This window comes from Candidatus Binatia bacterium (assembly GCA_036493895.1).
GTDB lineage: Bacteria > Desulfobacterota > Binatia > UBA1149 > CAITLU01 > DATNBU01.
The window spans coordinates 65,575-89,000 of record DASXOZ010000041.1 but is presented as its reverse complement, the minus strand read 5'-3'; the positions used below and the strand labels follow the sequence as shown (position 1 = coordinate 89,000).

Genomic DNA, 23,426 nt, shown 5'->3' with positions numbered 1-23,426 from the left:
TGCGTTTTGAATGCCGGGCGTGGACGAGGTACACGCGGCGTCCGTGTCGGGCTACGAACCAAAGACTTTCGAACAAAAATGGTACCGGCGCTGGACCGAGTCGGGAGCGTTCGCGCCGCCGCCGCGCCGCGACGGCGAGAAAACGTTCTCGATCGTGATCCCGCCGCCGAACGTCACCGGCTCCCTGCACATGGGCCATGCGCTCAACAACACGCTGCAGGACGTGCTGGTGCGCTACCACCGCATGCTCGGCGAAGCGACGCTGTGGGTGCCCGGCACCGACCACGCCGGCATCGCCACGCAGAACGTCGTCGAGCGCCAGCTCCAGGCCGAGGGCACCGACCGTCACGCGCTCGGCCGCGAGAAATTCGTCGAGAGGACCTGGAAATGGAAGGCCCAGTCCGGCGGCCTGATCACCGAGCAGCTTCGCCGCCTCGGTGTCTCCTGCGACTGGTCGCGCGAGCGCTTCACGATGGACGAAGGGCTGTCGCGCGCGGTTCGCGAAGTGTTCGTCACGCTGTACGAGCAGGGGCTCATCCGGCGCGACCGATACCTCATCAACTGGTGCCCGCGCTGCCGCACGGCACTGTCGGACATCGAAGTCGAGCACGAAGACAGGGCAGGGCACCTCTGGCACCTGCGCTATCCTCTCGAGGACGGAAGCGGCCACGTGTCGGTGGCGACGACGCGGCCGGAAACGATGCTCGGCGATACGGCGGTGGCCGTGCATCCCGACGACGAGCGCTACCGCGCCATCGTCGGGAAGAATGTCGTGCTGCCGGTGCTCGGTCGCGTGATCCCGGTGATCGCCGACAGCTACGTCGAGAGCGCGTTCGGCTCGGGCGCCGTCAAGATCACGCCGGCCCACGATCCGAACGACTTCGAGATCGGGCTGCGCCACAAGCTGCCGATGGTCTCGGTGATGAACGAGGACGGCACGATGTCGGCCGACGCGGGCCCTTACGCCGCAATGACGACGGCCGACTGTCGCGCCGCGCTGGTCGAGCGTTTCGGCAGCGACGGCGTGCTCGAGCGCGTCGAAGACCACCGCCACGCCGTCGGCACCTGCTACCGCTGCAAGAACGTCGTTGAGCCGCTGCTTTCGGACCAATGGTTCCTGCAGGTGCGCGATCTCGCCGATGCAACGCTGGCGGCGCTCGATGACGGGCGCTCGCGCTTCGTGCCGGCGCACTGGGAAAAGACCTACCGCGCGTGGATGGAGAACATCCGCCCCTGGTGCATCTCGCGCCAGCTCTGGTGGGGACACCGCATTCCGGCGTGGTATTGCGAGCGCTGCGACCACGTCGCCGTCTCGCGCACGGACATCAGCGAGTGCCCGAAGTGCGGAGGCCCGGTGCGCCAGGACGAGGACGTGCTCGACACGTGGTTTTCGTCGGGCCTGTGGCCGTTCTCGACGATGGGCTGGCCCGGGAAAACCGACGACCTGGCGCGCTTTTACCCGACCTCCGCCCTGGTGACGGGCTTCGACATCATCTTCTTCTGGGTGGCCAGGATGATGATGCTCGGCCTGCGCTTCATGGGCGAGGTGCCGTTCCGGGACGTCTACATCCATGCGCTCGTGCGCGACGAGCACGGGCAGAAGATGTCCAAGTCCAAGGGCAACGTCATCGATCCTCTCGTGATCGTCGACGAGTTCGGCGCCGACGCGTTCCGTTTCACGCTGGTCGCGTTCGCGGCCATGGGCCGCGACGTGCGCCTCTCCGAGGAGCGAATCGCCGGCTACCGCAATTTCGTCAACAAGCTGTGGAACGCGGCGCGATTTGCGGCGCTGAAACGTGAAGGTGCAGCCACTTCGTGCGCGATGCCTGCCGAGCCGCGACTGCTGCCGAACCGCTGGATCCGCTCGCGCCTGGCGGCGACGATCGCCGATACGCGCGAGGCTCTCGACAACTACCGGTTCAACGAGGCCGCCCAGGCGCTGTACAGCTTTACGTGGAACGAGTTCTGCGACTGGTCGATCGAGACGTCCAAGGTGCTTCTCGACGGTGAGGACAGCGCACGCGAAGAGACGCTGGCGACGCTGACCGCGACCCTCGAAAGCCTGTTGCGCCTGCTGCATCCGCTGATCCCGTTCGTGACGGAGGAGCTGTGGCAGGAGCTGCCGCGAGACGGCCGCGACGGCGAAATGCTGATCACGGCGGCGTACCCGCAGGCCCACGCAGCGTGGCGCGACGCCGCAGCGGACGAGGAGATGGGGGCACTGATCGACGTCGTGCGCAGCGTGCGCAACATCCGCGCCGAGATGCGCATCGCACCGAAGGTCGGTCTCGACTTGTGGATCGACGACGGGCGGGTGGCCGAGATCGTTCGCGCCAACGAGGCGATGGTTCGCCGGCTCGCGCGCATCGCCGGGATCCGCAGCGGCGGCGCGGTGCCGTCGGGCTCGGCCATGGCCGTGGTCTCGGGATCGCAGATCGCGGTGCCGATCGCTGCGCACGTGGATCTCGTCGCGGAAGCCGAGCGGCTCAGGCGCGAGATCGAGCGGGCCGGCCAGGACGTGCAGCGCGCCGCCGGCAAGCTCGCCAACGAGTCGTTCGTCGCCCGCGCCCGCGAGGAAGTCGTCGAGGCCGAGCGCGCCAAGCTAGCGGCGGCCGAGCAGGAACGGGCCGCCCTCCAGGCGGCCATCGCCCGCATCGAAGCGATCGGAGCTGCGGGATGACAGGGGCCCGCGCCGTGCGAGTCCATCCCGGCGGCGCAGCCGGCGGAGAAGTGCGAGCGTGATGCCCCGGTCGCCCGCCGACGATGCCGGAGTGCGGGCGCTGATGCGCCTGGCTCTCGTCGAAGACATCGGAAGCGGAGACCTGACCACGCGCGCAACGGTGGCGCGCAGCACCCAGGCACGCGGACGCATCGTTGCGCGCGAGACCCTGGTTGCCTGCGGCCTCGCGCTCGGCGAAGCGCTCGCCGACGAACTCGGTCGCCTCGGAGAACCCGGTGCCGGTGCGGCATCGCTTCGTTTCCACGACAGTGTCGGTGACGGTGCGCGAGCGTCCGAAGGCGCCATTCTCTGTGTCGTCGACGGCGACGCGTGGGCGGTGCTGACGCTCGAGCGGACTCTTCTCAACTTCATCGGGCGGCTGAGCGGAATCGCGACGGAAACGGCACGCATCGTCGGCGCGGTGCGCGAGGCCGGTTGCTCCACGCGCATCCTTGATACGCGAAAGACGACGCCTGGATGGCGAAAGCTCGAAAAATACGCCGTCGCGTGCGGCGGCGGCAGCAACCACCGCATGGGCCTCCACGACGCCGTGCTGATCAAGGACAATCACGTCGTCGCCGCCGGCGGCATCGCCGCGGCGGTGCGTGCGGCTCTCGCCGGCAGTCCGGACGGCGTGGACGTCGAAGTCGAGTGCGACACTCTCGAGCAGGTGGCGACGGCGCTGGAGGCTGGAGCGACGTCGGTTCTCCTCGACAATTTCACGCCGGGAGCGGTCGCCGAGGCCGTGCGGCTGATCGATGGGCGCGCGCGAATCGAAGTCTCGGGCGGGGTGCGTCCCGACAACGTCGTCGAATACGCGAAGGCCGGCCCGGATTCGATTTCGCTCGGCCGCCTGACGCATTCGGCGCGTTCGGTGGACGTCAGCATGGAGGTCACGCTGCTGGCATGACGAGCCGCCGCGGCATCCTGGCCGCTCTCGAGCAGGCCGAAGGCTTCGTCTCCGGCGAAGAGCTGGCCTTGCGACTGGGCATCTCGCGCGCGGCGGTGTGGAAGCACGTCGGCGCGCTCAAGCACGCCGGCTACCAGATCGAAGGCGCGCGCGCGAAGGGCTACAGGCTCGCGGCATTGCCGCCGTCGCTGACGGCAGGCGCGATCCGTTCGCGGCTCGGACCGGCTCGCATCGGGCGCCGCATCGTCATTTTCGACGTCACGCGGTCGACGAACAGCGATGCCATGACACTCGGGCGCGAAGGCGCCGCCGAAGGCACCGTCGTGCTCGCCGAAGAGCAGACGGCCGGCCGCGGGCGCCTCGGCCGCACCTGGGAGTCCAGCCGCGGCGTCAACCTCTATATGTCGCTGCTGCTGCGGCCCCCGGTCGCGCCGCATCTGGCGCCCCAGCTTTCGCTCGTCGCCGGAGTCGCGGTGGCCGAGACGGTGCGCGAGGAAGGAATCGATGCGCGCATCAAGTGGCCGAACGACGTCGTCACGCTCGCGGCGGCCGCCGGCCGCAACGGGGCGTCGCTGCGCAAGCTGGCCGGCATTCTCACCGAGATCGAGGCCGAGGCCGACCGCGCAGCGTTTGTGGTCATAGGCATCGGCGTCAATCTGAACTCGCAAGCGGAGCATTTCTCGAAGCAGCTCGCCGGCAAGGCCACTTCCGTGCTGATCGAGCGCGGCTCGCCGGCCGATCGCACTGCGTTTGCCGCCAGGTTGCTGCTGCGCTTCGAGCAGCTGTACGACGAATGGCTCGCACGCGGGTTTTCTGCCGCCGCGCCGCGCTGGCGTGAGTTGTCGGTGCTCGACGGCCGGCGCGTCAGCGTCGTTTCGCCGGGCGAGTCGTTCGAAGGACATTGCGCCGGCATCGACGACGACGGCGCGCTGCGCATCGACGACGGCAGCGGTGGGCAGCGACGCGTCGTCGCCGGCGACGTGACCATTTCTGGAGGCTATGACCGATGCCAGCCGTAAACGGACTGCTGCTCGCCTTCGATGTCGGCAACACCAACACCGTCATCGGGCTTTTCGACGGCAAGCGCCTGACGCGCCATTGGCGGCTCACCACTGCGGCCGAGCGGACATCGGACGAGTACGGCATCCTCATGTGGAGCCTGTTCCAGGCCGAAGGCCACACGATTCCGAAAGTCGACGGCGTGATCGTGGCGAGCGTCGTGCCGCCCCTGACGAGCACCGTCGAGGCGCTCAGCAGCGACTACTTCGGCGCGCGCGCGCTGGTCGTCGGGCCCGGGATCAAGACCGGAATGCCGATCCTCTACGAGAACCCGCGCGAGGTCGGTGCCGACCGCATCGTCAACGCCGTTGCCGCCTACGAGCGCACGCGCTCGGCGACCATCGTCGTCGATTTCGGCACGGCGACGACCTTCGATTACATCACCGCCAAGGGGGAGTATGTCGGCGGCGTGATCTGCCCGGGCATCGGCATTTCGCTCGATGCGCTGTATTCGCGCACGGCCAAGCTTCCCCGTGTCGAAATCGCCCGGCCCCCTCGCGTGGTTGGCCGCAACACCGTCCACGCGATCCAGGCCGGCGTTTCGTACGGTTACGTCGAGCTCGTTGACGGAGTCGTGCGCCGGATCGAGAAGGAGGAGGGCATCAAGTGCCGCGTCCTTGCAACAGGTGGCCTCGCGCCGTTAATTGCCCAGCATTCGGCCACGATCGAGGATGTCGATGAGTTCCTGACTCTGGAAGGGCTCAGGCTGGTATATGAAAGGAACTGAACCCGGGTTTGGCCCGGCACGCAGCGCAAGACAGGAGTGATGCCATGGCTCTGGAACCCTCGCGCATCCGAACCGTAGCCCTGGCCGGCCAGGGCGGAGCCGGCAAGACGACGATCGCCGACGCAATTGTCTTCGCCGGGGGAGGGCAGACCCGCCTCGGCCGGGTCGACGAGGAGACGTCTCTGTTCGACACCGAGCCGGAGGAGGTGCGGCGGCGCTGCACGATCACGACGGCGCTTCATCACGTCGCGTGGGACAAGCACGAGATCACGATCCTTGATACGCCGGGCCAGGGAAACTTCGTCGCCGACGCCCACTACGCGCTGCGCGGCGCCGCAGGAGTGCTGCAGGTGGTCGATGCGAGCACGTCCGTGCGCGCCGAAGCATCGAAAGTATGGAAGTGGGCCGCCGATCTGGCCGAGCCTGTCATTTTCGTCGTCACCAAGTGCGACCGCTCGGAAGCCGACGTCGACGCGCGCCTCGTCGAGCTTCGCGAGGAGCTCGGGGCCAAACCGGTGCTGCTCACGATCGCGATCGTCGAAGGCGGCACGATGACCGGCGTCGTGGACGTCCTCGACCAGAAGGCGTTCGTCTACGAAGGCGCGAGCGGCAAATTCAAGTCGGTCGCGATTCCGGAGTCCCTGGCCGCGCGTGCCTCCGAGCTTCGCAGCCAGCTTGCCGAAGCGGCAGCCGAAGGCGACGACGAGCTTCTCGAGAAGTACCTCGATGCCGGCGACCTCGACCACGACGACATGGTCAAGGGCCTGGCCAAGTCCATCATGGCGCGCAGCTGCCAGCCCGTGATGTCGGTATCGGGGCTGGCCAACGTCGGCATCGCGCAGCTTCTCGACGCCATCGAGTGGCTGATGCCGGCGCCGGCCTCCCTGCCGGCGGCCAGCGGCACGGACGAGCACGGCAAGGACGTCGAGGTCCCCCCGTCACCGACAGATCCGTTCGCAGGCTTCGTGTTCAAGACCATCAGCGATCCCCACGTCGGACAGCTTTCGGTGTTTCGCGTGATGTCGGGCACCGTCACCGGCGAGACGCCGATCGTCAACACGGCTACGCGCAACAAGGAGCGCCTCGGGCACCTGCTGAAACTCGAAGGCCGCAAGACGCACGCAGTGGACTCGGCCACCGTCGGCGAGGTGATCGCGGTGGCCAAGCTGCGCGACACGCATGCCGGCCAGACCCTGTGCGACGTCGCGCGACCGGTGGCGATCGAAAGCTTCGAGCCGGTAACTCCGGCGATCTCGTTCGCAGTCGAGGCGCGCAAGCGCGGCGAGGAAGACAAGGCGATGCAGGGCCTGCTGCGCCTTTGCGAAGAAGACCTCGCCTTTCGCGTAGACCGCAACGAGGAGACCCACCAGATCCTCGTCTCCGGCTGTGGCCAGCTTCACGTCGAAGTGGCCTGCGAGAGGCTCGAGCGAAAATACGGCGTGGGTGTGGTGCTCAAGGCTCCGCAGGTGGCGTACCGCGAAACGATCCGCACCAAAGTGCCTGCGCACGGGCGCCTGAAGAAGCAGACCGGCGGCCACGGGCAGTTCGCCGACTGCAAGATCGAGATCGAGCCGCTCCCGCGCGGCGGCGGCTTCGAGTTCGTCGACCACATCGTCGGCGGCGCGGTGCCGAGGAACTACATTCCCGCCATCGAAAAGGGAGTCGTCGACGGGTTGAGGAGCGGGACCCTCGGCGGCTACCCCGTCGTCGACGTTCGCGTGACGCTCGTGGATGGGCAATACCACGACGTCGATTCGTCGGAGATGGCATTCAAGGTCGCCGGCTCGATGGCCGTCAAGGAAGGGCTCGTCCAGGCCAAGCCTGTGCTGCTCGAGCCGTTCGGCTCGCTGGTCGTCACGGCTCCCGATGCGTGCATGGGCGACGTGCTCGGCGACCTCAATTCGCGCCGCGCGAAGGTCGAAGGTATGGAGCAGCGCGGCCATTCCGAGGTGATCCGCGCGAAAGTGCCGATGGCCGAAGTGCTGCGCTACGCATCCGACCTGACGGCGATGACGAGCGGCCGGGGGAGCTTCGACATCTCGTTCTCGCACTACGAGGCGGTGCCCGAGCAACTGACGGCGCGGATCGTCGCCGAGGCGGCCAAGAGAAAAGGACCTGACGCCTGAGCCGGTTGCCGGGGGAGGCGGGGAGGACAGGGTAGTTGAGCGAGTCCGGCGCGTCCGACGCGCAGCACAGTGGCCGTCTGGCGACGCTCGTGGTCGGTGCCATCGGTGTCGTCTTCGGCGACATCGGCACGAGCCCACTGTATGCATTCCGCGAGTGCTTCGAGCATCACGGCCTGGCCGTGACGCCGCCGAACGTGCTCGGCCTGCTGTCGGTGATCGTCTGGTCACTGATCATCGTCGTCACCTTCAAGTACCTGTTCTTCGTGATGAACGCCGACAACGGTGGCGAAGGCGGCATCCTGGCGTTGATGACGCTGGACGTGCCGCCCGACCGGCGCCGAGACCGGCGCAACGTCTGGCTGGTGGCCTGCGGCCTGTTCGGAGCGACGCTGCTCTACGGCGACGGAATGATCACGCCGGCGATCTCGGTGCTGAGCGCCGTCGAAGGGCTGGAGCTGGCGACGCCGCTATTCACTCCGTTCATCGTGCCGATCTCGATCGCGGTGCTGACGGGGCTGTTCTGGGTGCAGCGCCACGGCACCGGCAAGGTCGGTGCGGTATTCGGCCCGATCATGCTCGTCTGGTTTCTCGTTCTCGGACTGCTCGGGATCGAGTGGATCGCGCAGGCGCCGATGGTGCTGGCGGCGCTCAACCCGTGGGACGGCGCCGTGTTTTTCATGAAAAACGGCCTCGAAGGCTTCCTCGTGCTCGGCTCCGTGCTGCTCGTCGTCACCGGTGCCGAGGCGCTCTACGCCGACATGGGGCACTTCGGGCGCCGCCCGATCCGCATCGCGTGGCTGGTCCTGGCGGGGCCGTCGCTGGTGCTGTGCTACTTCGGCCAGGGCGCGCTGCTGCTGACCCATCCCGAAGCGATCAACAATCCGTTCTTCAACATGGCGCCGTCGTGGATGCTCTACCCGCTGGTGATGCTGGCGACGGCAGCCACCGTCATCGCTTCGCAGGCAATCATCTCGGGGGTGTTCTCGCTGTCGCGCCAGGCGCTGCAGCTCGGGTACCAGCCGCGCGTCGAGATCCTGCATTCGTCTGCGCACCAGATCGGCCAGGTCTACGTACCGGTGGTCAACTGGATCCTGTTCGTCGCGACCATAGCGCTGGTCATCGCATTCGGATCGTCGGGTGCGCTGGCCGGCGCGTACGGCATCGCGGTGGCGCTCACGATGGTCGTCACGACGATGCTGGCCGGTGTATGCGCGCGCCGGCGCTGGGGATTCTCGAAGGCCGGCGCCATCGCGCTGGCCGGACCGTTCTTCGTCGTCGACGTCGCGTTCTTCGTGGCCGCTTCGACCAAGATTGCCGATGGCGGCTGGGTCCCGCTGGCCGTCGCCGTCGGCACCTACCTCGTGATGACGACGTGGCGCCGCGGCGCCGACCTGCTCGACGAGTACGCGACGGCCGCGCGCCTTCCGGTGGAATACTTCCTGGCAGACCTCGATGCGCATCCTCTGACGCGGGTGCCGGGCACCGCGGTGGTGATGGACGCGCGCGGGGCCGGCGTGCCTCGCACCCTGCTGCACAACATCAAGCACAACAAGGTGCTGCACGAGCGCGTCCTGCTGGTCACGCTGCGCACCGCAGACGTCCCTCACGTCGAGGACGAACATCGCCTGCGCATCCACCGCTACCGCGACAATTTCATCCGGATCGTCGCGCAATACGGCTTCATGGAGACGCCGAGCGTCGCGCACGTGCTGGAGCTCGCGGTGAAGCAGGGGGTGGAGTTCGACGAGCACCAGGCCACGTACTTCTTCGGCCGCGAGACGCTGATCATCGGCGAGAAGAAGGACCTGGCCACCTGGCGCAAGTACGTCTACGATTTCCTGTTCCGCAATGCGTACGGCGCCTATCTCCACCTCGGCGTTCCGCCGAACCGGGTCATCGAGATCGGCCAGCAAGTAGAAATCTGATCGGAGGAACACGCGATGGCACGAAGCAACGAACAGATCGTCCGCGACTTCTGCTCTGCCTGGGCACGCCGCGATGCCGACGAGCTTCTCGGCTTCTTCACCGACGACGCCGTCTATCACAACATCCCGATGCCGCCGGTGGCCGGTAAGGCGGCGATCCGCGAAGTCTTCAACCTGTTCCTGCCGCCGGCACAGAAGATCGAATTCGAGATGCTGCACCTGGCGGTCGCGGGAAACGTCGTGTTCACGGAGAGGGTCGACCGATTCGTGCTCGGAGCCGCCGACGTCGAGCTGCCGGTGGCGGGTGTCTTCGAGATCGAGGACGGCCGCATCAAGGCCTGGCGGGACTACTTCGACATGGCGACGTGGCAGCGCCAGACCGCGGTGGGCTGACGGCAAAAGCCCGAGCGAACGCCGCGTTTTTGACTCCCCGACAGGGCCCCGCTAGCGTCCGCCGACGCGACGCGCCAAAGCGCCGGACGGCGGGATTTCCGCAGGTCGCGGCCGTGTCGCTTCTCAAAAGAGAGCAATGCCGAGCTATAAGCACGTCACCGTCCCGGCAGACGGCAAGCCGATCTCCATTGGAGTAGGCGGCCGCCTGGAAGTTCCCGACAACCCGATCATCCCGTTCATCGAAGGCGACGGCACCGGCCCCGACATCTGGAAGGCCTCGGTGCGCGTCTTCGACGCCGCGGTCGCCAAGGCGTACGGCGGCAAGCGCCGCGTCGCGTGGATGGAAGTCTACGCCGGCGAAAAGGCCAACGACGTTTACGGCCCGGCCACCTGGCTGCCCGAGGAGACCAACGAGGTTCTTCGCCAGTTCCGCGTCGCGATCAAGGGACCGCTGACCACACCCGTCGGCGGCGGGATCCGCTCGATCAACGTCGCGCTTCGCCAGATCCACGATCTTTACGCCTGCGTGAGGCCGGTACGCTACTTCACCGGCGTGCCGTCGCCGGTCAAGCACCCGGAGAGGCTCAATATCGTGCTGTTCCGGGAGAACACCGAGGACGTCTACTCGGGGATCGAGTTCCAGGCCGGAACCGCCGAGGCCGACGAAGTCGCGCGTTTCGTCTCTGCCAGGGCGAACAAGCCGATCCGCCCCGGATCGGCCATCGGCATCAAGCCGACGTCGAAGGAAGGCAGCCAGCGCCTGGTGCGCCGTGCGATCCAGTACGCGATCGCGAACAAGCGCCCGACCGTCACGATCGTGCACAAGGGCAACATCATGAAGTTCACCGAGGGCGCCTTCCGCGACTGGGGCTACGAGCTCGCAGCGAAGGAGTTCGCGGCGGAGACGATCACCGAGGCCGACGTCTACGACAAGCACGGCGGCAAGACGCCGGCCGGCAAGATCCTCGTCAAGGACAGGATCGCCGACGCGATGTTCCAGCAGATCCTGCTGCGCCCGGACGAATACGACGTCGTCGCGACGATGAACCTGAACGGCGACTACCTGTCGGACGCGGCGGCAGCGCAGGTCGGCGGCCTCGGGCTGGCTCCGGGTGCGAACATCGGGGACGAGACTGCAGTTTTCGAGGCGACGCACGGCACGGCTCCGAAGTACGCCGGTCTCGACAAGATCAATCCCGGCTCGGTCATCCTGTCGGGAGTGCTGATGTTCGAACATCTCGGCTGGAGCGAGGTCGCACGCAGCATCGAGGAGTCCGTCGAAAAGACGATCTCCGCGAAGATCGTCACCTACGACCTGGCCCGGCAGATGGAAGGCGCCCGCGAAGTCTCGTGCTCCGGCTTCGCCAGCGCGATGATCGAGAATTTATAAGACGCCGCGAATTTACGCGCTCTATCGCGGCGGCCGATCAGAAGGGTCCAGATGCAAGGCGGCGGCGCGTGAGTGAGCGGAGACGTACTTCCCGTACGTCGGAGCGAACGAAGCGTCGCCAACGCAGCAGATGGGCCCTTATGATCGGACGCCCCCACGACCAGGAGAGGACATGAGAAGGAAGATTGCACTGATCGGAGCGGGCAACATCGGCGGAACGCTGGCGCACCTGGCATTGCTGCGCGGGCTCGGTGACGTCGTCCTGTTCGACGTCGTCGACGGGCTGCCCCAGGGCAAGGCGCTCGACCTGTTCGAGGCCGGTCCGATCGAAGGCTTCGATGCCTCGGTCAAGGGCACCAACAGCTACGCCGACATCGCCGGCGCCGACGTCTGCATCATCACGGCCGGCCTGGCGCGCAAGCCCGGCATGAGCCGCGACGACCTCCTCGCGACCAATTCGAAGATCATGAAGTCGGTTGCCGAGGGCATCCGCACCCACGCGCCGAAGTCCTTCGTGATCGTCATCAGCAATCCGCTGGACGCGATGGTCACGCTCTGCAAGCGCGAGACCGGCTTCCCGAAAAACCGAGTCGTCGGCATGGCCGGTGTGCTCGACTCCGCGCGCTACCGGTCGTTCATCGCGGCCGAGATCGGCGTGTCGGTGACGAGCGTCGAAGCCGTCGTCTTCGGCGGTCACGGCGACGACATGGTGCCGGTGCGCTCGGCGTGCACCGTCGGCGGCGCCCCGGTGACGAACTTCATCGGGGAGGCGCGCCTTGCCGAGATCGAGGAGCGCACGCGCAAGGCCGGGGGCGAAATCGTCGCGCTGCTGAAGACCGGCTCGGCGTTCTACTCACCGGCCACTGCCGCGATCCAGATGGCGGAAGCCTACCTCTTCGATCGCAAGCAGGTGCTGCCGTGTGCGGCCTTCCTCGAAGGCGAGTACGGCCTGCGCAACCTGTACCTCGGAGTGCCGGTGATCATCGGCGCGGGCGGCGTCGAGAAGGTGATCGAGATTCCGCTGACGGCCGACGAGAAGAAAGCCATTGGAGTGTCGGCCGAGCACGTTGCCGAGCTGGTTGGCGCCCTGGACAAGGTGCTCGCGGCCTGAACGCCGGCGCCGTTTGAAGCAAGCGAAGAGCAGGAGAGCAGGCCGCCGATGAATCTTCACGAGTTCCAGGCAAAAGCGCTGATCGCGCGTTACGGCGTGCGCGTCCCTCGCGGCGAAGTCGCCGAGACTCCCGAGAAGGCCGGCGAGATCGCCGCAAAGCTCGGCAGCGCCGTCGTCGTCGTCAAGGCGCAGATCCACGCCGGCGGCCGCGGTGCCGGCGCCGTCGTCGACAGCGAAGCGGATGCGGCTGCGATCTTCGCGAAGAACCTCGCCAAGGAAGGACTTCCGAAGCACGACCGCAAGGGCGGGGTGCGCGTCGTCAAGTCGGCCGCCGATGCGACCGCCGCCGCGCGCGCGATTCTCGGCAAGATCCTCGTCACGCGCCAGACCGGCGCTTCCGGGCGCCAGGTGCGCCGCGTGCTCGTCGAGGAAGGCTGCGATATCGGCCGCGAGCTGTACCTGTCGGTGCTTCTGGACCGCGCCGTCGGGCGCGTGATCCTGATGGCCAGCCAGGCCGGCGGCATGGACATCGAGCACGTCGCCGCGACGACTCCGGAGAAGATCTTTCGCGTCACCGTCGATCCGGCTCTCGGGCTGCAGGACCACCAGGCGCGTCGCCTCGCGTTCCAGCTCGCCGTGCCGGCCGCGAAGCTCGACGAGTGGGTCGCGTTCTTCCACGCCATCTACAACGCGTACGTCGGAGTCGATGCGTCTCTGGTCGAGATCAATCCCCTGGTGCAGACCGGCGACGGAAGTCCGCTCGCGCTGGACGCGAAAGTCTCGATCGACGACAACGCGCTGTACCGCCACGACGACGTCCGCGAGCTGCGCGACGAAAACGAAGAAGACCCGAAGGAGAGGGCGGCCGCGAAGTTCGACCTTTCGTACATCGCGCTCAGCGGCAACATCGGTTGCATGGTCAATGGCGCGGGTCTTGCGATGGCGACGATGGACATCATCCATCACCACGGCGGCGAGCCGGCCAATTTCTGCGACGTCGGCGGCGGCGCCACCACGCAGAAGGTCGCCGAGGCATTCAAGATCATCCTGTCGGACGCCAACGTGAAGGCCGTTTTCATCAACATTTTCGGCGGCATCATGAAGTGCGACGTGCTGGCGCAGGGAGTGGTGGAGGCGTCCAGGCAGGTCGGCGTCAAGGTTCCGCTCGTCGTGCGCATGGAAGGAACCAACGTCGACGAAGGCAAGCGCATCATCGGTGCCTCCGGGCTCGGCATCATCACGGCCGCCGACATGGCCGACGGCGCGAAGAAGGCCGTCGAAGCCGCCGGCAAAGCTCACTGAGGCGGCGGGAGCACGCGAAGTGTCGATTCTACTGTCTTCGAAAAGCCGCGTCGTCACCCAGGGCCTGGGCAAGACCGGCCAGTTCCACCTGCTCGGCTGCCGCGACTACGGCACCAAGATGGTCGCAGCCGTCAAGCCCGGAAAGTCGGGCACCTCGTGGGAAGGCGTCCCGATCTACGACACGGTGGCCGACGCGGTTGCACAGCAGGGCTGCGACGTGTCCGTCATCTACGTGCCGCCGGCCGGAGCTGCCGACGCGATCCTCGAGGCCGCCGATTCGGGCATCGCGCTGATCGTCTGCATTACCGAGGGAATTCCGGTCGCCGACATGGTCCGCGTCAAGCGTGGCCTCGAAGGCGGCAAGGCGCGCCTGATCGGTCCGAACTGCCCGGGCATCATCACGCCGGGTGAAGCCAAGGTCGGCATCATGCCGGGCTACATCCACAAGCCGGGTCGCGTGGGCGTCATCAGCAAGAGCGGCACTCTCACCTACGAGTGCGTGCACCAGCTCACGCTGCGCGGCATCGGGCAGTCGACCTGCATCGGCATCGGCGGCGATCCCATCATCGGCACCGGGTTCATCGACGCGCTGGGGCTCTTCAACAACGACCCGGACACCGACGCGGTGTTCATGCTCGGCGAGATCGGCGGCGCGGCGGAGATCGATGCCGCCGCCTGGATCAAGGAGAACATGAAGAAGCCGGTCGCCGGATTCATCGCCGGGCAGACTGCGCCTCCCGGCAAGCGGATGGGGCATGCCGGTGCGATCGTATCGGGCGGCAAGGGAACGGCCGCCGAGAAGATCGAAGCGCTGCAGGCAGCCGGCATTCGAGTGGCTCCCAGTCCCGCCGAGCTCGGCGAAACCCTCGTCGCGGTCATGCGCGGCTGAATGCGAACAGCGAAAAGGATACAGAGAAGAACATGGCCGAACGGACCCTTTCCATCGTCAAGCCCGATGCGGTCGCGAAGAACGCGATCGGGGGCATCTTTTCCATCTTCGAAAAAGGCGGTCTCCACCTCGTCGCGACGAGGATGATCCAGCTGTCGCGCAGCCAGGCAGAAGGCTTCTACGCCGTGCACAAGGCGAGGCCGTTCTTCAACGACCTCTGTACGTTCATGACCGAAGGCCCCGTCGTCGTCTCGGTGCTCGAGGGCCCGAATGCGATCCTGCGCCACCGCGAGCTGCTCGGTGCGACCGATCCGGCCAAGGCCGACGCCGGCACCGTGCGCAAGCTCTACGGCACCAACATCGAGCGCAACGCTGCGCACGGCTCGGACGCACCGGAAACGGCCGCGTTCGAGATCGGCTATTTCTTCAACGCCCTCCAGATCCAGAGCCGCTGAGGCGGCTTTCCGGAAGGAGAACGACGTGACGGCTGCGGCGACGGACGCTCCCGGGGGCGCGCCGTCGCCGGCGCGGCCCCGCGCTGGCGCGCGCCGCCAGAACGTCCGCTCGCTGACTCTCGACGAGATCTCGCTGTGGTGCGCCGGGCGCGGCTTCCCCGCGTATCGCGCGGGACAGGTCGCCGGATGGCTCTACAACCGGCCGCCCTGCGACGTCGCGGAGATGCACAATCTTCCCGCGGTCGTGCGCTCGGCGCTCGAAGAAGATTTCGACACCACCCGGCCCGATCGCTCGCTGCTCGATGAGTCGAGCGACGGCACGCGCAAGCTGCTGGTCGGCCTGGCCGACGGCCGCGTCGTCGAAAGCGTGCTGATCCCGCGAGACGAGCGCACGACGCTGTGCATTTCGAGCCAGGTCGGCTGCGCACTCGACTGCGCGTACTGCGCGACCGCGCGCCTCGGCCTGCTGCGCAACCTCGAGCCCTTCGAGATCGTCGGCCAGGTGATGATGGCGCGCGAGGTGGCCAGGCCCGAGCCGCTGACCAACTACGTATTCATGGGAATGGGCGAGCCGCTCGCGAACTATGACCGGCTGGTGCGCTCGATCGAAATCCTGACGGCGCCGTGGGGACTGGCGATCTCGCCGCGCCGGATCACCGTCTCGACCGCCGGGCTCGTCCCTCAACTCGAACGGCTGGTGCGCGAGACCGACGTGCACATCGCGATTTCGCTGGGCTCGGCGATCGACGACGTGCGCGACACGCTGATGCCGGTCAACCGGCGCTATCCGCTGGCCGAGCTCATCGGCGCCTGCCGGCGGCTCGAGCTGCCGCGTCGCAAGCGCATCACGTTCGAGTACACGCTGCTCGCCGGCATCAACGACAGCATCGATGCGGCCGAAGCCGTGGCAAGCCTGCTCGCGGGTCTTCCGGTCAAGCTCAACCTGATCCCGTTCAACGAATGGGAGGGCTCCGGCTTTCGGCGGCCGGATGACCGGACGGTGCTCGCGTTCCAGGAAACGGTGCTCGCGCACGGCATTCACACCACGGTGCGGGCCAGCCGCGGCCGTGACATCCAGGCTGCGTGCGGCCAGCTCGCCGCGAGCGCGGGCTCGCGCGAGAAGCGGGGAGGCTGAGACGCAGTTGGCCGGCATTGGCGTGATCGTCAATCCGCGGGCCTCGGGAAACCGCGAACGGCCGGGCACTGCCGCGCACCTGACGGCCGTCGTCGGCGGCGACGGCGAGGTCGTCGAAACGGCCAATCTCGACGCCCTCGATGCGACGCTGCAGGGCTTTCGCGCGCGGGGGTTCGACATTGTCGCGATCAGCGGCGGAGACGGGTCGCTGTGCCACGCCATCTCGCACGCCGTCGGCGTCTGGGGCGAGCAGAACCTGCCGCGCTTTGTCGCGCTGCGCGGCGGCACCATCAACAACGTGTCGCGTACGATCGGGGGGCCGGTGTTGCCCGAGGCTTTCCTCGGCAAGGTGATGTCGGCGTATCGCTCGCGGCGCGACCTGCGCTGCGTCGAGAGGCCGCTGCTGAGGGTCAACGATTCGATTTACGGCAGCATCGTCGGCGCCGGGCTGATCACGCATTTCCTCGAGGAATACTACGAGGGAGCAAACCCGGGGCCCCTGTCGGCCGCCGGCATCCTGCTTCGCTGCGGCCTGTCGTGGCTCGGCAAAGGGTCGTTCATCGAAAGGATCGTGCCGGTGCTCGGCGGCGAGGCCGAATGCGACGGCGAGCCGCTGCCGTTTCACGACTACACGCTGGTGCTGGCCAGCTCGGTGCGCCACATCGGCCTCGGCGTGCAGCCTTTCTATCTCAGCGGTCGCAAGCAGGGATGTTTCCACGTACTGGCGGGGCCGGCGACGCCCGGCCAGCTCCTGTGGCGGCTTCCGCGCTTCCGGCGGGGATTTCCCGCAGGGCTCGATACCTTGTATGACAACATGGCCCGGCGTTTCCGTATCGAATTCGCCGAGCCGCAATCGTTCACCGTCGATGGAGAGCTTTTTCCTTCCGTCCGCGTGCTGACGATCGAGGCGGGGCCTACGGTGCGCTTCGTTCGCGGCTGAGCACGGCGGAGCGCTGCGTCCGCGCGCGAGGCTGCGGCGCTCGTGCGCGACGGCGAACAGGAATGCGGGAGGGGCTCGCAGCCCAGGCAGACGATGAGGGAATCGGCAGCAGTTCTCGGCGTGATCGGCGGCAGCGGCCTGTACAGGATCGACGGCCTGGCTGACGTTCGCGAAGTCGAGCTCGATACTCCGTTCGGGAGGCCGTCGGATCCCTACGTGACGGGCCGGATCGGCGACCAGGCGGTTGCCTTCCTGCCTCGCCACGGCATCGGACACCGCATCGCTCCGGGCGAGCTCAACTACCGGGCGAACATCCACGGCTTCAAGCAGCTCGGGGCCTCGGCCATCGTATCGATTTCCGCCGTCGGCAGCCTGCGGGAAGATGTCGCGCCGGGGCACGTCGTCATCCCCGATCAGTTCATCGATCGCACGCGCGGCCGCATCTCGACGTTCTTCGGCAACGGCTGCGTCGCGCACGTCGGCTTCGCCGACCCGTTCTGCGCGCCGCTGTCCGCGGTGGTTGCCGAGTGCGTACGCGGCGCGGGCGCCGTCGTGCACGAAGGCGGCACGTACGTGTGCATGGAAGGGCCGATGTTCTCGACGCGGGCCGAATCCAGGCTCTACCGTTCCTGGGGAGCCAGCGTGATCGGCATGACCAACCTGCAGGAGGCCAAGCTCGCGCGCGAGGCCGAGATCTGCTTCGCGACGATCGCGCTGGCCACCGACTACGACTGCTGGCGCAGCGAGAGCGAGACGGTAGACGTCACCGACATCCTGGCGGTCCTGGAGGCCAACGCCGGGCTGGCAAGGCGGGCGGTGGTGCAGATCGCATCGCAAGTGGCATCGGTGGCGAGGACCTGCGCGTGCACGCGCGCCCTCGACCACGCAGTGATCACGTCGCCGTCGGCGATTGCACCGGAGGCGCGCAAGCGGCTGCAGCTTCTGATCGGCAGGCTTTTCGAGTGAGCAAAGGGGGACCAGTTCAGATGGCGAAGACGGCAAAAAAGGCTTCATCGGCAAAATCGGTATGCGTGGTCGGATCGGTGGCGATCGACCACGTCGAGACTCCCGGAGGCAGTGCGGCAGGGGTGCTCGGCGGCGCCTGCAGCTACTTCTCGGTGGCGGCGAGCTTCTTTGCGCCGGTCAACCTCGTCGGCGTCGTCGGCGGGGACTTTCCGGAAGCCGAGCGCCGCTTTCTCGTCGAGTGCGGGATCAACCTCGACGGGCTCGAGATGACCGCCGGCGAGACGTTCCGCTGGCACGGCCGCTACCACGAGAACATGAACGTGCGCGACACGCTGGACCTGAAGCTCAACGTCTTCGAGAGCTTCCAGCCCAAGCTGCCCGAGTCGTACCGCGGCAGCGAGTTCGTGTTCCTGGCCAACATCCAGCCTTCGTTGCAGTCGGACGTACTCGGCCAGCTCGAGGCTCCCGAGTACGTCGGCGCCGATACGATGGACCACTGGATCCACGCCGCGCCGGCCGAGCTTCGCGAGCTGCTCGCGCGGGTGGACCTGCTGAGCATCAACGATTCGGAAGCGATGCTGCTGGCGGGCGAAAACAACGTGGTGCGCGCCGCGCGCAAGATCCTCGCGATGGGGCCGCGTCACCTGATCGTCAAGCGCGGTGAGTACGGCGCCCTGCAGTTCTCGGACAAGGAGATCTTCGCGGTGCCGGCCTTTCCGCTCGAAAACGTCGTCGATCCCACAGGCGCCGGCGACACGTTCGCCGGCGGCCTGTTCGGCAGCCTCGCGGCCGACGGAGAAGTCACCAGCCGCACGCTCCGGCGCGCGATCGTCTACGGAACCGTCGTCGCGTCGTTTACCGTCGAGGATTTCGGCCTCGGACGCCTGAAAGGCCTCGCGCGCGAAGACATCGACAAGCGTTTCCGCCAGTTCATGGCGATCACCGACTTCCAGAGCTGAGCGGAGTTTTTCGGTGGACGTCTCGGTCGTGCTGCCGGTCTTCAACGAGGAGGAAAACCTCCGGCCGCTGCACGACGAGCTGACGCAGGCGCTGGCGGCGCTCGGCCGCAGCTACGAGATCGTCTATGTCGACGACGGCTCCTCCGACCGCTCCTTCGACGTGCTGCGCGAGATCCACGAGCGCGATGCGCACGTGCGCGTGGTGCGCTTCCGCCGCAATTTCGGCCAGACGGCCGCCGTCGCGGCAGGGCTCGAGCGCACGACAGGAGACATCGTCGTCACGCTCGACTCCGATCGCCAGAACGATCCGCGCGACATCGCCAGGCTGATCGCGAGGCTCGAGGAAGGCTGGGACCTGGTATCGGGCTGGCGCCTGGATCGCCAGGACGACTGGATGACCAGGCTGCTGCCGTCGATGGCTGCCAACTGGATGATCCGTGCGATCACCGGCGTCCACGTGCACGACTACGGTTGCATGCTGAAGGCGTACCGCGGACCGCTCGCGCGGGAGCTGCGCCTGTACGGAGAGATGCACCGTTTCATCCCGGCCATTGCGGCCGATCTCGGTGCCCGCGTCGACGAGGTGGTGGTCAATCACCGCCCGCGCGTGGCAGGCACCTCCAAGTACGGCATCTCGCGCGTGGTGCGCGTCGTGCTGGACCTGCTGACGGTGCGTTTCCTTTCGGTGTACGCGACGCGACCGATCCACGTCTTCGGCGTCTGGGGCGTCGTGCTCGGCGGCGCCGGCGCGCTGATCCTGGCGATGCTCGGTTTCGAGAAGCTCGTGCTCGGCTACCCGCTTGCGAACCGGCCGATCCTGATGCTCGCCGTGCTGCTCGTCGTGACCGGCGTCCAGCTCGTGATGATGGGGCTGATCGGCGAAATGCTCGCGCGCACCTACCACGAGAGCCAAGGCAAGCCGATTTACACCGTGGCCGAGGACCTGGCGCCTCGCGACGGCCGATCCTCCGCCTGACGCACCGCGTACGCTGGCCGAACAGCCGTTTGCCGTCGCGCAGCCGCCCCGGGGATGCGCAGAAGGCTGTCCGCAGGGCAAAAGCGCGCAAATTTCTGCCAAGGAGCGCTGCGGCGACTTGCCGGGGCAGGGGGATGCGGATACTTTCTCGCATTCACAACTAGGCGGGTAAGGCCTTGCGGGAACAGGCTTTTTACCGCCCGTTGGCACGCGAGAGTTGGCGCGCGCCGCAGATTTGAGGAGACGACTGAGTGAAGATCTGTGTCATCGGCACCGGCTACGTCGGGCTGGTCGCCGGTACTTGCTTCGCCGAGAGCGGCAACGACGTCGCATGCGTCGACATCGACGAGAAGAAGATCGCCAGGCTCAAGGCCGGCGAAGTTCCGATTTACGAGCCTGGGCTCGAGGAGCTGATCCAGCGTAACGTCGAGGAGGGACGCCTCGCGTTCACGACCGACGTCCGCAAAGCGGTGGCCGAGTCGCTGGTCTGCTTCATCGCAGTCGGAACTCCGCAAGGTGAGCATGACGGCGCGCCCGACATGCGCTACGTGCACCAGGCGGCGCGCGACATCGCCAACGCGATGGACGGCTACCGCGTCGTCGTGACCAAGAGCACGGTGCCCGTCGGCACGGCGGCTGCGCTGCGCAGCATTCTGGCCGAATGCACGGCCCATCCCTTCGACGTCGTCTCCAACCCGGAGTTCATGAAGGAAGGCGCGGCCATCGAGGACTTCCTCAAGCCGGACCGCGTCGTCATCGGCGCTGCCAGCCAGAAGGCCGCCGACATCATGAAGGACCTGTACGCGCCGTTCGTGCGCGGCGGCGCTCCGATCCTCGTGATGGACAATGCCAGCGCCGAAATGACCAAGTACGCGGCCAACTCGCTGCTCGCGGTCAAGATCTCCTTCATCAACGAGATCGCCAACCTGTGCGAAAGGGTAGGCGCCGACGTTGCATCGGTGCGCCAGGGCATCGGCACGGACCGCCGCCTCGGCATGCATTTCCTCTATCCGGGCCTCGGCTACGGCGGCTCCTGCTTCCCGAAGGACGTACGCGCGATCATCCACACCGCCACCGAGGCGGGGATGGACTTCTCGCTGCTGCGCACCGTCGACGACGTCAACAACCGCCAGAAACGCCGCCTGTTCGAGAAGGTCGCCGCGCACTACGACGGCAACCTGGCCGGGCGCACGTTCGCGGTCTGGGGACTGGCGTTCAAGCCGCGCACCGACGACATGCGCGAGGCGCCGTCGATCGGCCTGGTGCGCGAGCTGTTGGCCGCCGGCTGCAACGTCAACGTGCACGATCCGGAGGCGATGGAAGTCGCGCGCGGCTTCTTCGGCAAGTCGGTCAATTACTGCACGAAGAACTACGACGCGCTGCCGGGCGCCGACGCGCTGTGCATCGTCACCGAGTGGAACGAGTTCCGTCATCCCGACTTCGACCGCATCCGCGGCATGCTCAAGGCTCCGGTGATCTTCGACGGTCGCAACCTGTGGGAGCCCCGGGACATGCACGGGCGCGGGTTCACGTATTACCCGATCGGCCGTGGAGCGGCGGCCTAGGCAGGAAGCGCAGCGATGGGTCGCGTACTGATCACCGGTGGAGCCGGTTTCATCGGCTCCCACCTTTGCGAGCGTCACCTGGCCGACGGTCACGACGTGATCGCCGTCGACAACCTGCTCACCGGCGACCGCGACAACATCGCGCATCTTTTCGCGAATCCGAAGTTCACGTTCCTGCAGCAGGACATCACCAACTACGTCTACGTAAAGGGGCCGCTGGATGCCGTGCTGCACTTCGCGTCGCCGGCAAGCCCCGTCGATTACCTCGAGCTTCCGATCCAGACGCTGAAAGTCGGCTCGCTCGGCACCCACAAGGCGCTCGGGCTGGCTCGCGAGAAGAACGCACGCATCCTGGTCGCGTCCACTTCTGAAGTGTACGGCGACCCGCTGGTGCACCCCCAGCGGGAAGACTACTGGGGCAACGTCAACCCGATCGGGCCGCGCGGCGTCTACGACGAGGCCAAGCGGTTTCTCGAGGCGATGACGATGGCCTACCATCGCACCCACGGCGTGCAGACGCGCATCGCGAGGATCTTCAACACCTACGGTCCGCGCATGCGCATGCGCGACGGCCGCGTCGTGCCGAATTTCATGTGCCAGGCCTTGAAGGGCGAGGAAATCACCGTCTACGGCGACGGCTCGCAGACGCGCAGCTTCTGTTTCGTCGACGATCTCGTCGAAGGCCTGACGCGGCTGCTGTGGTCGGACGAGACGATGCCGGTCAACCTCGGCAATCCGGCGGAAATGACCATCCAGGACTTCGCGGAAAAGATCCGCGACCTGGCCGGCACCGGCTCGAGGATCGTCTACCGCGAGTTGCCCGAGGACGACCCGAAGGTGCGCCAGCCCGACATCGGCCGCGCCCGGCGCCTGCTCGGCTGGGAGCCGAAAGTGGTACTGGACGACGGCCTGGCGCGCACCATCGAGTTCTTCCGGAACAAGCTGACCTCGGCGGCATGAAGATCCTCGTCACGGGCGGCGCCGGGTTCATCGGCTCCCACCTCGCCGATGCGTTCGTCGCGGCGGGGCACGACGTCCTCGTCCTCGATAATCTCTCGAGCGGGCACCGCGCCCAGGTGCCGGCGGCTGCGCGCTTCCACCAGCTCGACATCCGCAGCGGCGAGGCTTCCGCCGTCGTCGCGAGCGAGAAACCCGACGTGCTCTGCCACCACGCCGCGCAGATGAACGTGCGTTTTTCGGTCGAGGACCCGGCGTTCGATGCCGACGTCAACGTCGTGGGGTTCGTGCGGCTTCTCGAAGCCTGCCGCCGCGCCGGCACCGGCGCGGTGCTGTTCGCCTCGTCGGGCGGCACTGTCTACGGCGAAGTCGACCAGTTCCCGACGACCGAGGAGCATTCGACGATCCCCGTCTGCCCGTACGGCGTCAGCAAGCTCACCGGCGAGCACTACCTCGAATATTACCGGCGTTTCTGCGGAATGCGCTACGTGGCTCTGCGCTATGCGAACGTCTACGGGCCGCGCCAGGATCCTCACGGTGAGGCCGGTGTCGTCTCGATCTTCTCCAGGGCGCTGCTGGCGGGCACAAGCTGCCAGATTTACGGCGACGGCCAGCAGACGCGCGACTACGTGTTCGTCGGTGACGTCGTGCGTGCGAACCTTGCGGCTCTCACGTCTGCCTGCTGCGGAGCAGTGAACATCGGCACGAGCCAGGAGACGAGCGTCGTCGAGCTGCACGCCAAGCTGCGGCGCCTGACGGGCCACGACGTCGCGCCCGAGCACGCGCCGGCCAAGGAAGGCGAGGTGCGGCGCAGCGTGCTCAGCTTCGACAAAGCCCGGCGCGAGATCGGCTGGAGTCCGCAAGTCCGTCTCGACGACGGGCTTGCCGCGACGGTTGACTTCTTTCGCTCGCGGTCGTAGCG

20 protein-coding genes are annotated in these 23,426 nt (G+C 67.1%); all 20 read left to right on the top strand.

The features are described 5' to 3' along the window. Nucleotides 1-19: 19 nt before the first annotated feature. The gene (locus tag VGK20_10370) at nucleotides 20-2,680 is read left to right on the top strand and encodes a valine--tRNA ligase (GenBank protein HEY2774438.1); all 2,661 of its coding nucleotides are present in this window, start codon (nucleotides 20-22) and stop codon (nucleotides 2,678-2,680) included. A 61-nt stretch (nucleotides 2,681-2,741) separates the two neighbouring features. Continuing rightward, a complete protein-coding gene (gene nadC, locus VGK20_10365; GenBank protein ID HEY2774437.1) occupies nucleotides 2,742-3,629 on the top strand; it encodes a carboxylating nicotinate-nucleotide diphosphorylase in 888 nt (295 codons plus the stop codon). Beyond that, nucleotides 3,626-4,648, top strand: coding sequence for a biotin--[acetyl-CoA-carboxylase] ligase (locus VGK20_10360; protein HEY2774436.1), 1,023 nt, complete (start codon nucleotides 3,626-3,628; stop codon nucleotides 4,646-4,648). Before nadC ends, VGK20_10360 begins: the two co-directional genes overlap by 4 nt. Before the next feature lie 5 nt (nucleotides 4,649-4,653). Next, nucleotides 4,654-5,415, top strand: a complete 762-nt coding sequence (locus VGK20_10355; GenBank protein HEY2774435.1) for a type III pantothenate kinase — start codon at nucleotides 4,654-4,656, stop codon at nucleotides 5,413-5,415. 44 nt (nucleotides 5,416-5,459) lie between these two features. Beyond that, complete coding sequence (locus VGK20_10350; protein ID HEY2774434.1) at nucleotides 5,460-7,541, top strand: elongation factor G; 2,082 nt, start codon at nucleotides 5,460-5,462, stop codon at nucleotides 7,539-7,541. A gap of 35 nt (nucleotides 7,542-7,576) precedes the next feature. Continuing rightward, entirely contained in the window at nucleotides 7,577-9,466 is a 1,890-nt protein-coding gene (locus tag VGK20_10345) for a potassium transporter Kup (protein ID HEY2774433.1), read from the top strand. A gap of 15 nt (nucleotides 9,467-9,481) precedes the next feature. Next, on the top strand, nucleotides 9,482-9,859 hold the full coding sequence (locus tag VGK20_10340) for a limonene-1,2-epoxide hydrolase family protein (protein ID HEY2774432.1): 378 nt from the start codon (nucleotides 9,482-9,484) through the stop codon (nucleotides 9,857-9,859). 136 nt (nucleotides 9,860-9,995) lie between these two features. Further along, on the top strand, nucleotides 9,996-11,249 hold the full coding sequence (gene icd / locus VGK20_10335; protein HEY2774431.1) for an isocitrate dehydrogenase (NADP(+)): 1,254 nt from the start codon (nucleotides 9,996-9,998) through the stop codon (nucleotides 11,247-11,249). A gap of 172 nt (nucleotides 11,250-11,421) precedes the next feature. Further along, nucleotides 11,422-12,360 (top strand): malate dehydrogenase, encoded by a 939-nt coding sequence (gene mdh, locus VGK20_10330; GenBank protein ID HEY2774430.1) that lies wholly within the window; start codon nucleotides 11,422-11,424, stop codon nucleotides 12,358-12,360. A gap of 48 nt (nucleotides 12,361-12,408) precedes the next feature. Next, a complete protein-coding gene (gene sucC, locus VGK20_10325; GenBank protein ID HEY2774429.1) occupies nucleotides 12,409-13,662 on the top strand; it encodes an ADP-forming succinate--CoA ligase subunit beta in 1,254 nt (417 codons plus the stop codon). 19 nt (nucleotides 13,663-13,681) lie between these two features. Beyond that, nucleotides 13,682-14,551, top strand: coding sequence for a succinate--CoA ligase subunit alpha (sucD, locus tag VGK20_10320; GenBank protein ID HEY2774428.1), 870 nt, complete (start codon nucleotides 13,682-13,684; stop codon nucleotides 14,549-14,551). Nucleotides 14,552-14,583: 32 nt separating this feature from the next. Further along, entirely contained in the window at nucleotides 14,584-15,006 is a 423-nt protein-coding gene (gene ndk, locus VGK20_10315) for a nucleoside-diphosphate kinase (GenBank protein ID HEY2774427.1), read from the top strand. A 25-nt stretch (nucleotides 15,007-15,031) separates the two neighbouring features. Beyond that, complete coding sequence (gene rlmN, locus VGK20_10310; protein HEY2774426.1) at nucleotides 15,032-16,141, top strand: 23S rRNA (adenine(2503)-C(2))-methyltransferase RlmN; 1,110 nt, start codon at nucleotides 15,032-15,034, stop codon at nucleotides 16,139-16,141. A gap of 7 nt (nucleotides 16,142-16,148) precedes the next feature. Beyond that, on the top strand, nucleotides 16,149-17,081 hold the full coding sequence (locus VGK20_10305) for a diacylglycerol kinase family protein (GenBank protein HEY2774425.1): 933 nt from the start codon (nucleotides 16,149-16,151) through the stop codon (nucleotides 17,079-17,081). Between the two features lie 93 nt (nucleotides 17,082-17,174). Next, complete coding sequence (mtnP, locus tag VGK20_10300) at nucleotides 17,175-18,047, top strand: S-methyl-5'-thioadenosine phosphorylase (GenBank protein ID HEY2774424.1); 873 nt, start codon at nucleotides 17,175-17,177, stop codon at nucleotides 18,045-18,047. Between the two features lie 20 nt (nucleotides 18,048-18,067). Next, nucleotides 18,068-19,006 carry a PfkB family carbohydrate kinase gene (locus VGK20_10295; GenBank protein HEY2774423.1) on the top strand — a complete coding sequence of 313 codons (939 nt, stop codon included), beginning with the start codon at nucleotides 18,068-18,070 and terminating at the stop codon, nucleotides 19,004-19,006. A 13-nt stretch (nucleotides 19,007-19,019) separates the two neighbouring features. Continuing rightward, entirely contained in the window at nucleotides 19,020-19,982 is a 963-nt protein-coding gene (locus VGK20_10290; protein HEY2774422.1) for a glycosyltransferase family 2 protein, read from the top strand. A 251-nt stretch (nucleotides 19,983-20,233) separates the two neighbouring features. Continuing rightward, nucleotides 20,234-21,547 (top strand): UDP-glucose/GDP-mannose dehydrogenase family protein, encoded by a 1,314-nt coding sequence (locus VGK20_10285; GenBank protein HEY2774421.1) that lies wholly within the window; start codon nucleotides 20,234-20,236, stop codon nucleotides 21,545-21,547. Nucleotides 21,548-21,562: 15 nt separating this feature from the next. Beyond that, nucleotides 21,563-22,507: a UDP-glucuronic acid decarboxylase family protein gene (locus tag VGK20_10280; GenBank protein HEY2774420.1), complete on the top strand. Its 945-nt coding sequence runs from the start codon at nucleotides 21,563-21,565 to the stop codon at nucleotides 22,505-22,507. Beyond that, nucleotides 22,504-23,424, top strand: a complete 921-nt coding sequence (locus VGK20_10275) for an NAD-dependent epimerase/dehydratase family protein (protein HEY2774419.1) — start codon at nucleotides 22,504-22,506, stop codon at nucleotides 23,422-23,424. Before VGK20_10280 ends, VGK20_10275 begins: the two co-directional genes overlap by 4 nt. Nucleotides 23,425-23,426 lie beyond the last annotated feature (2 nt).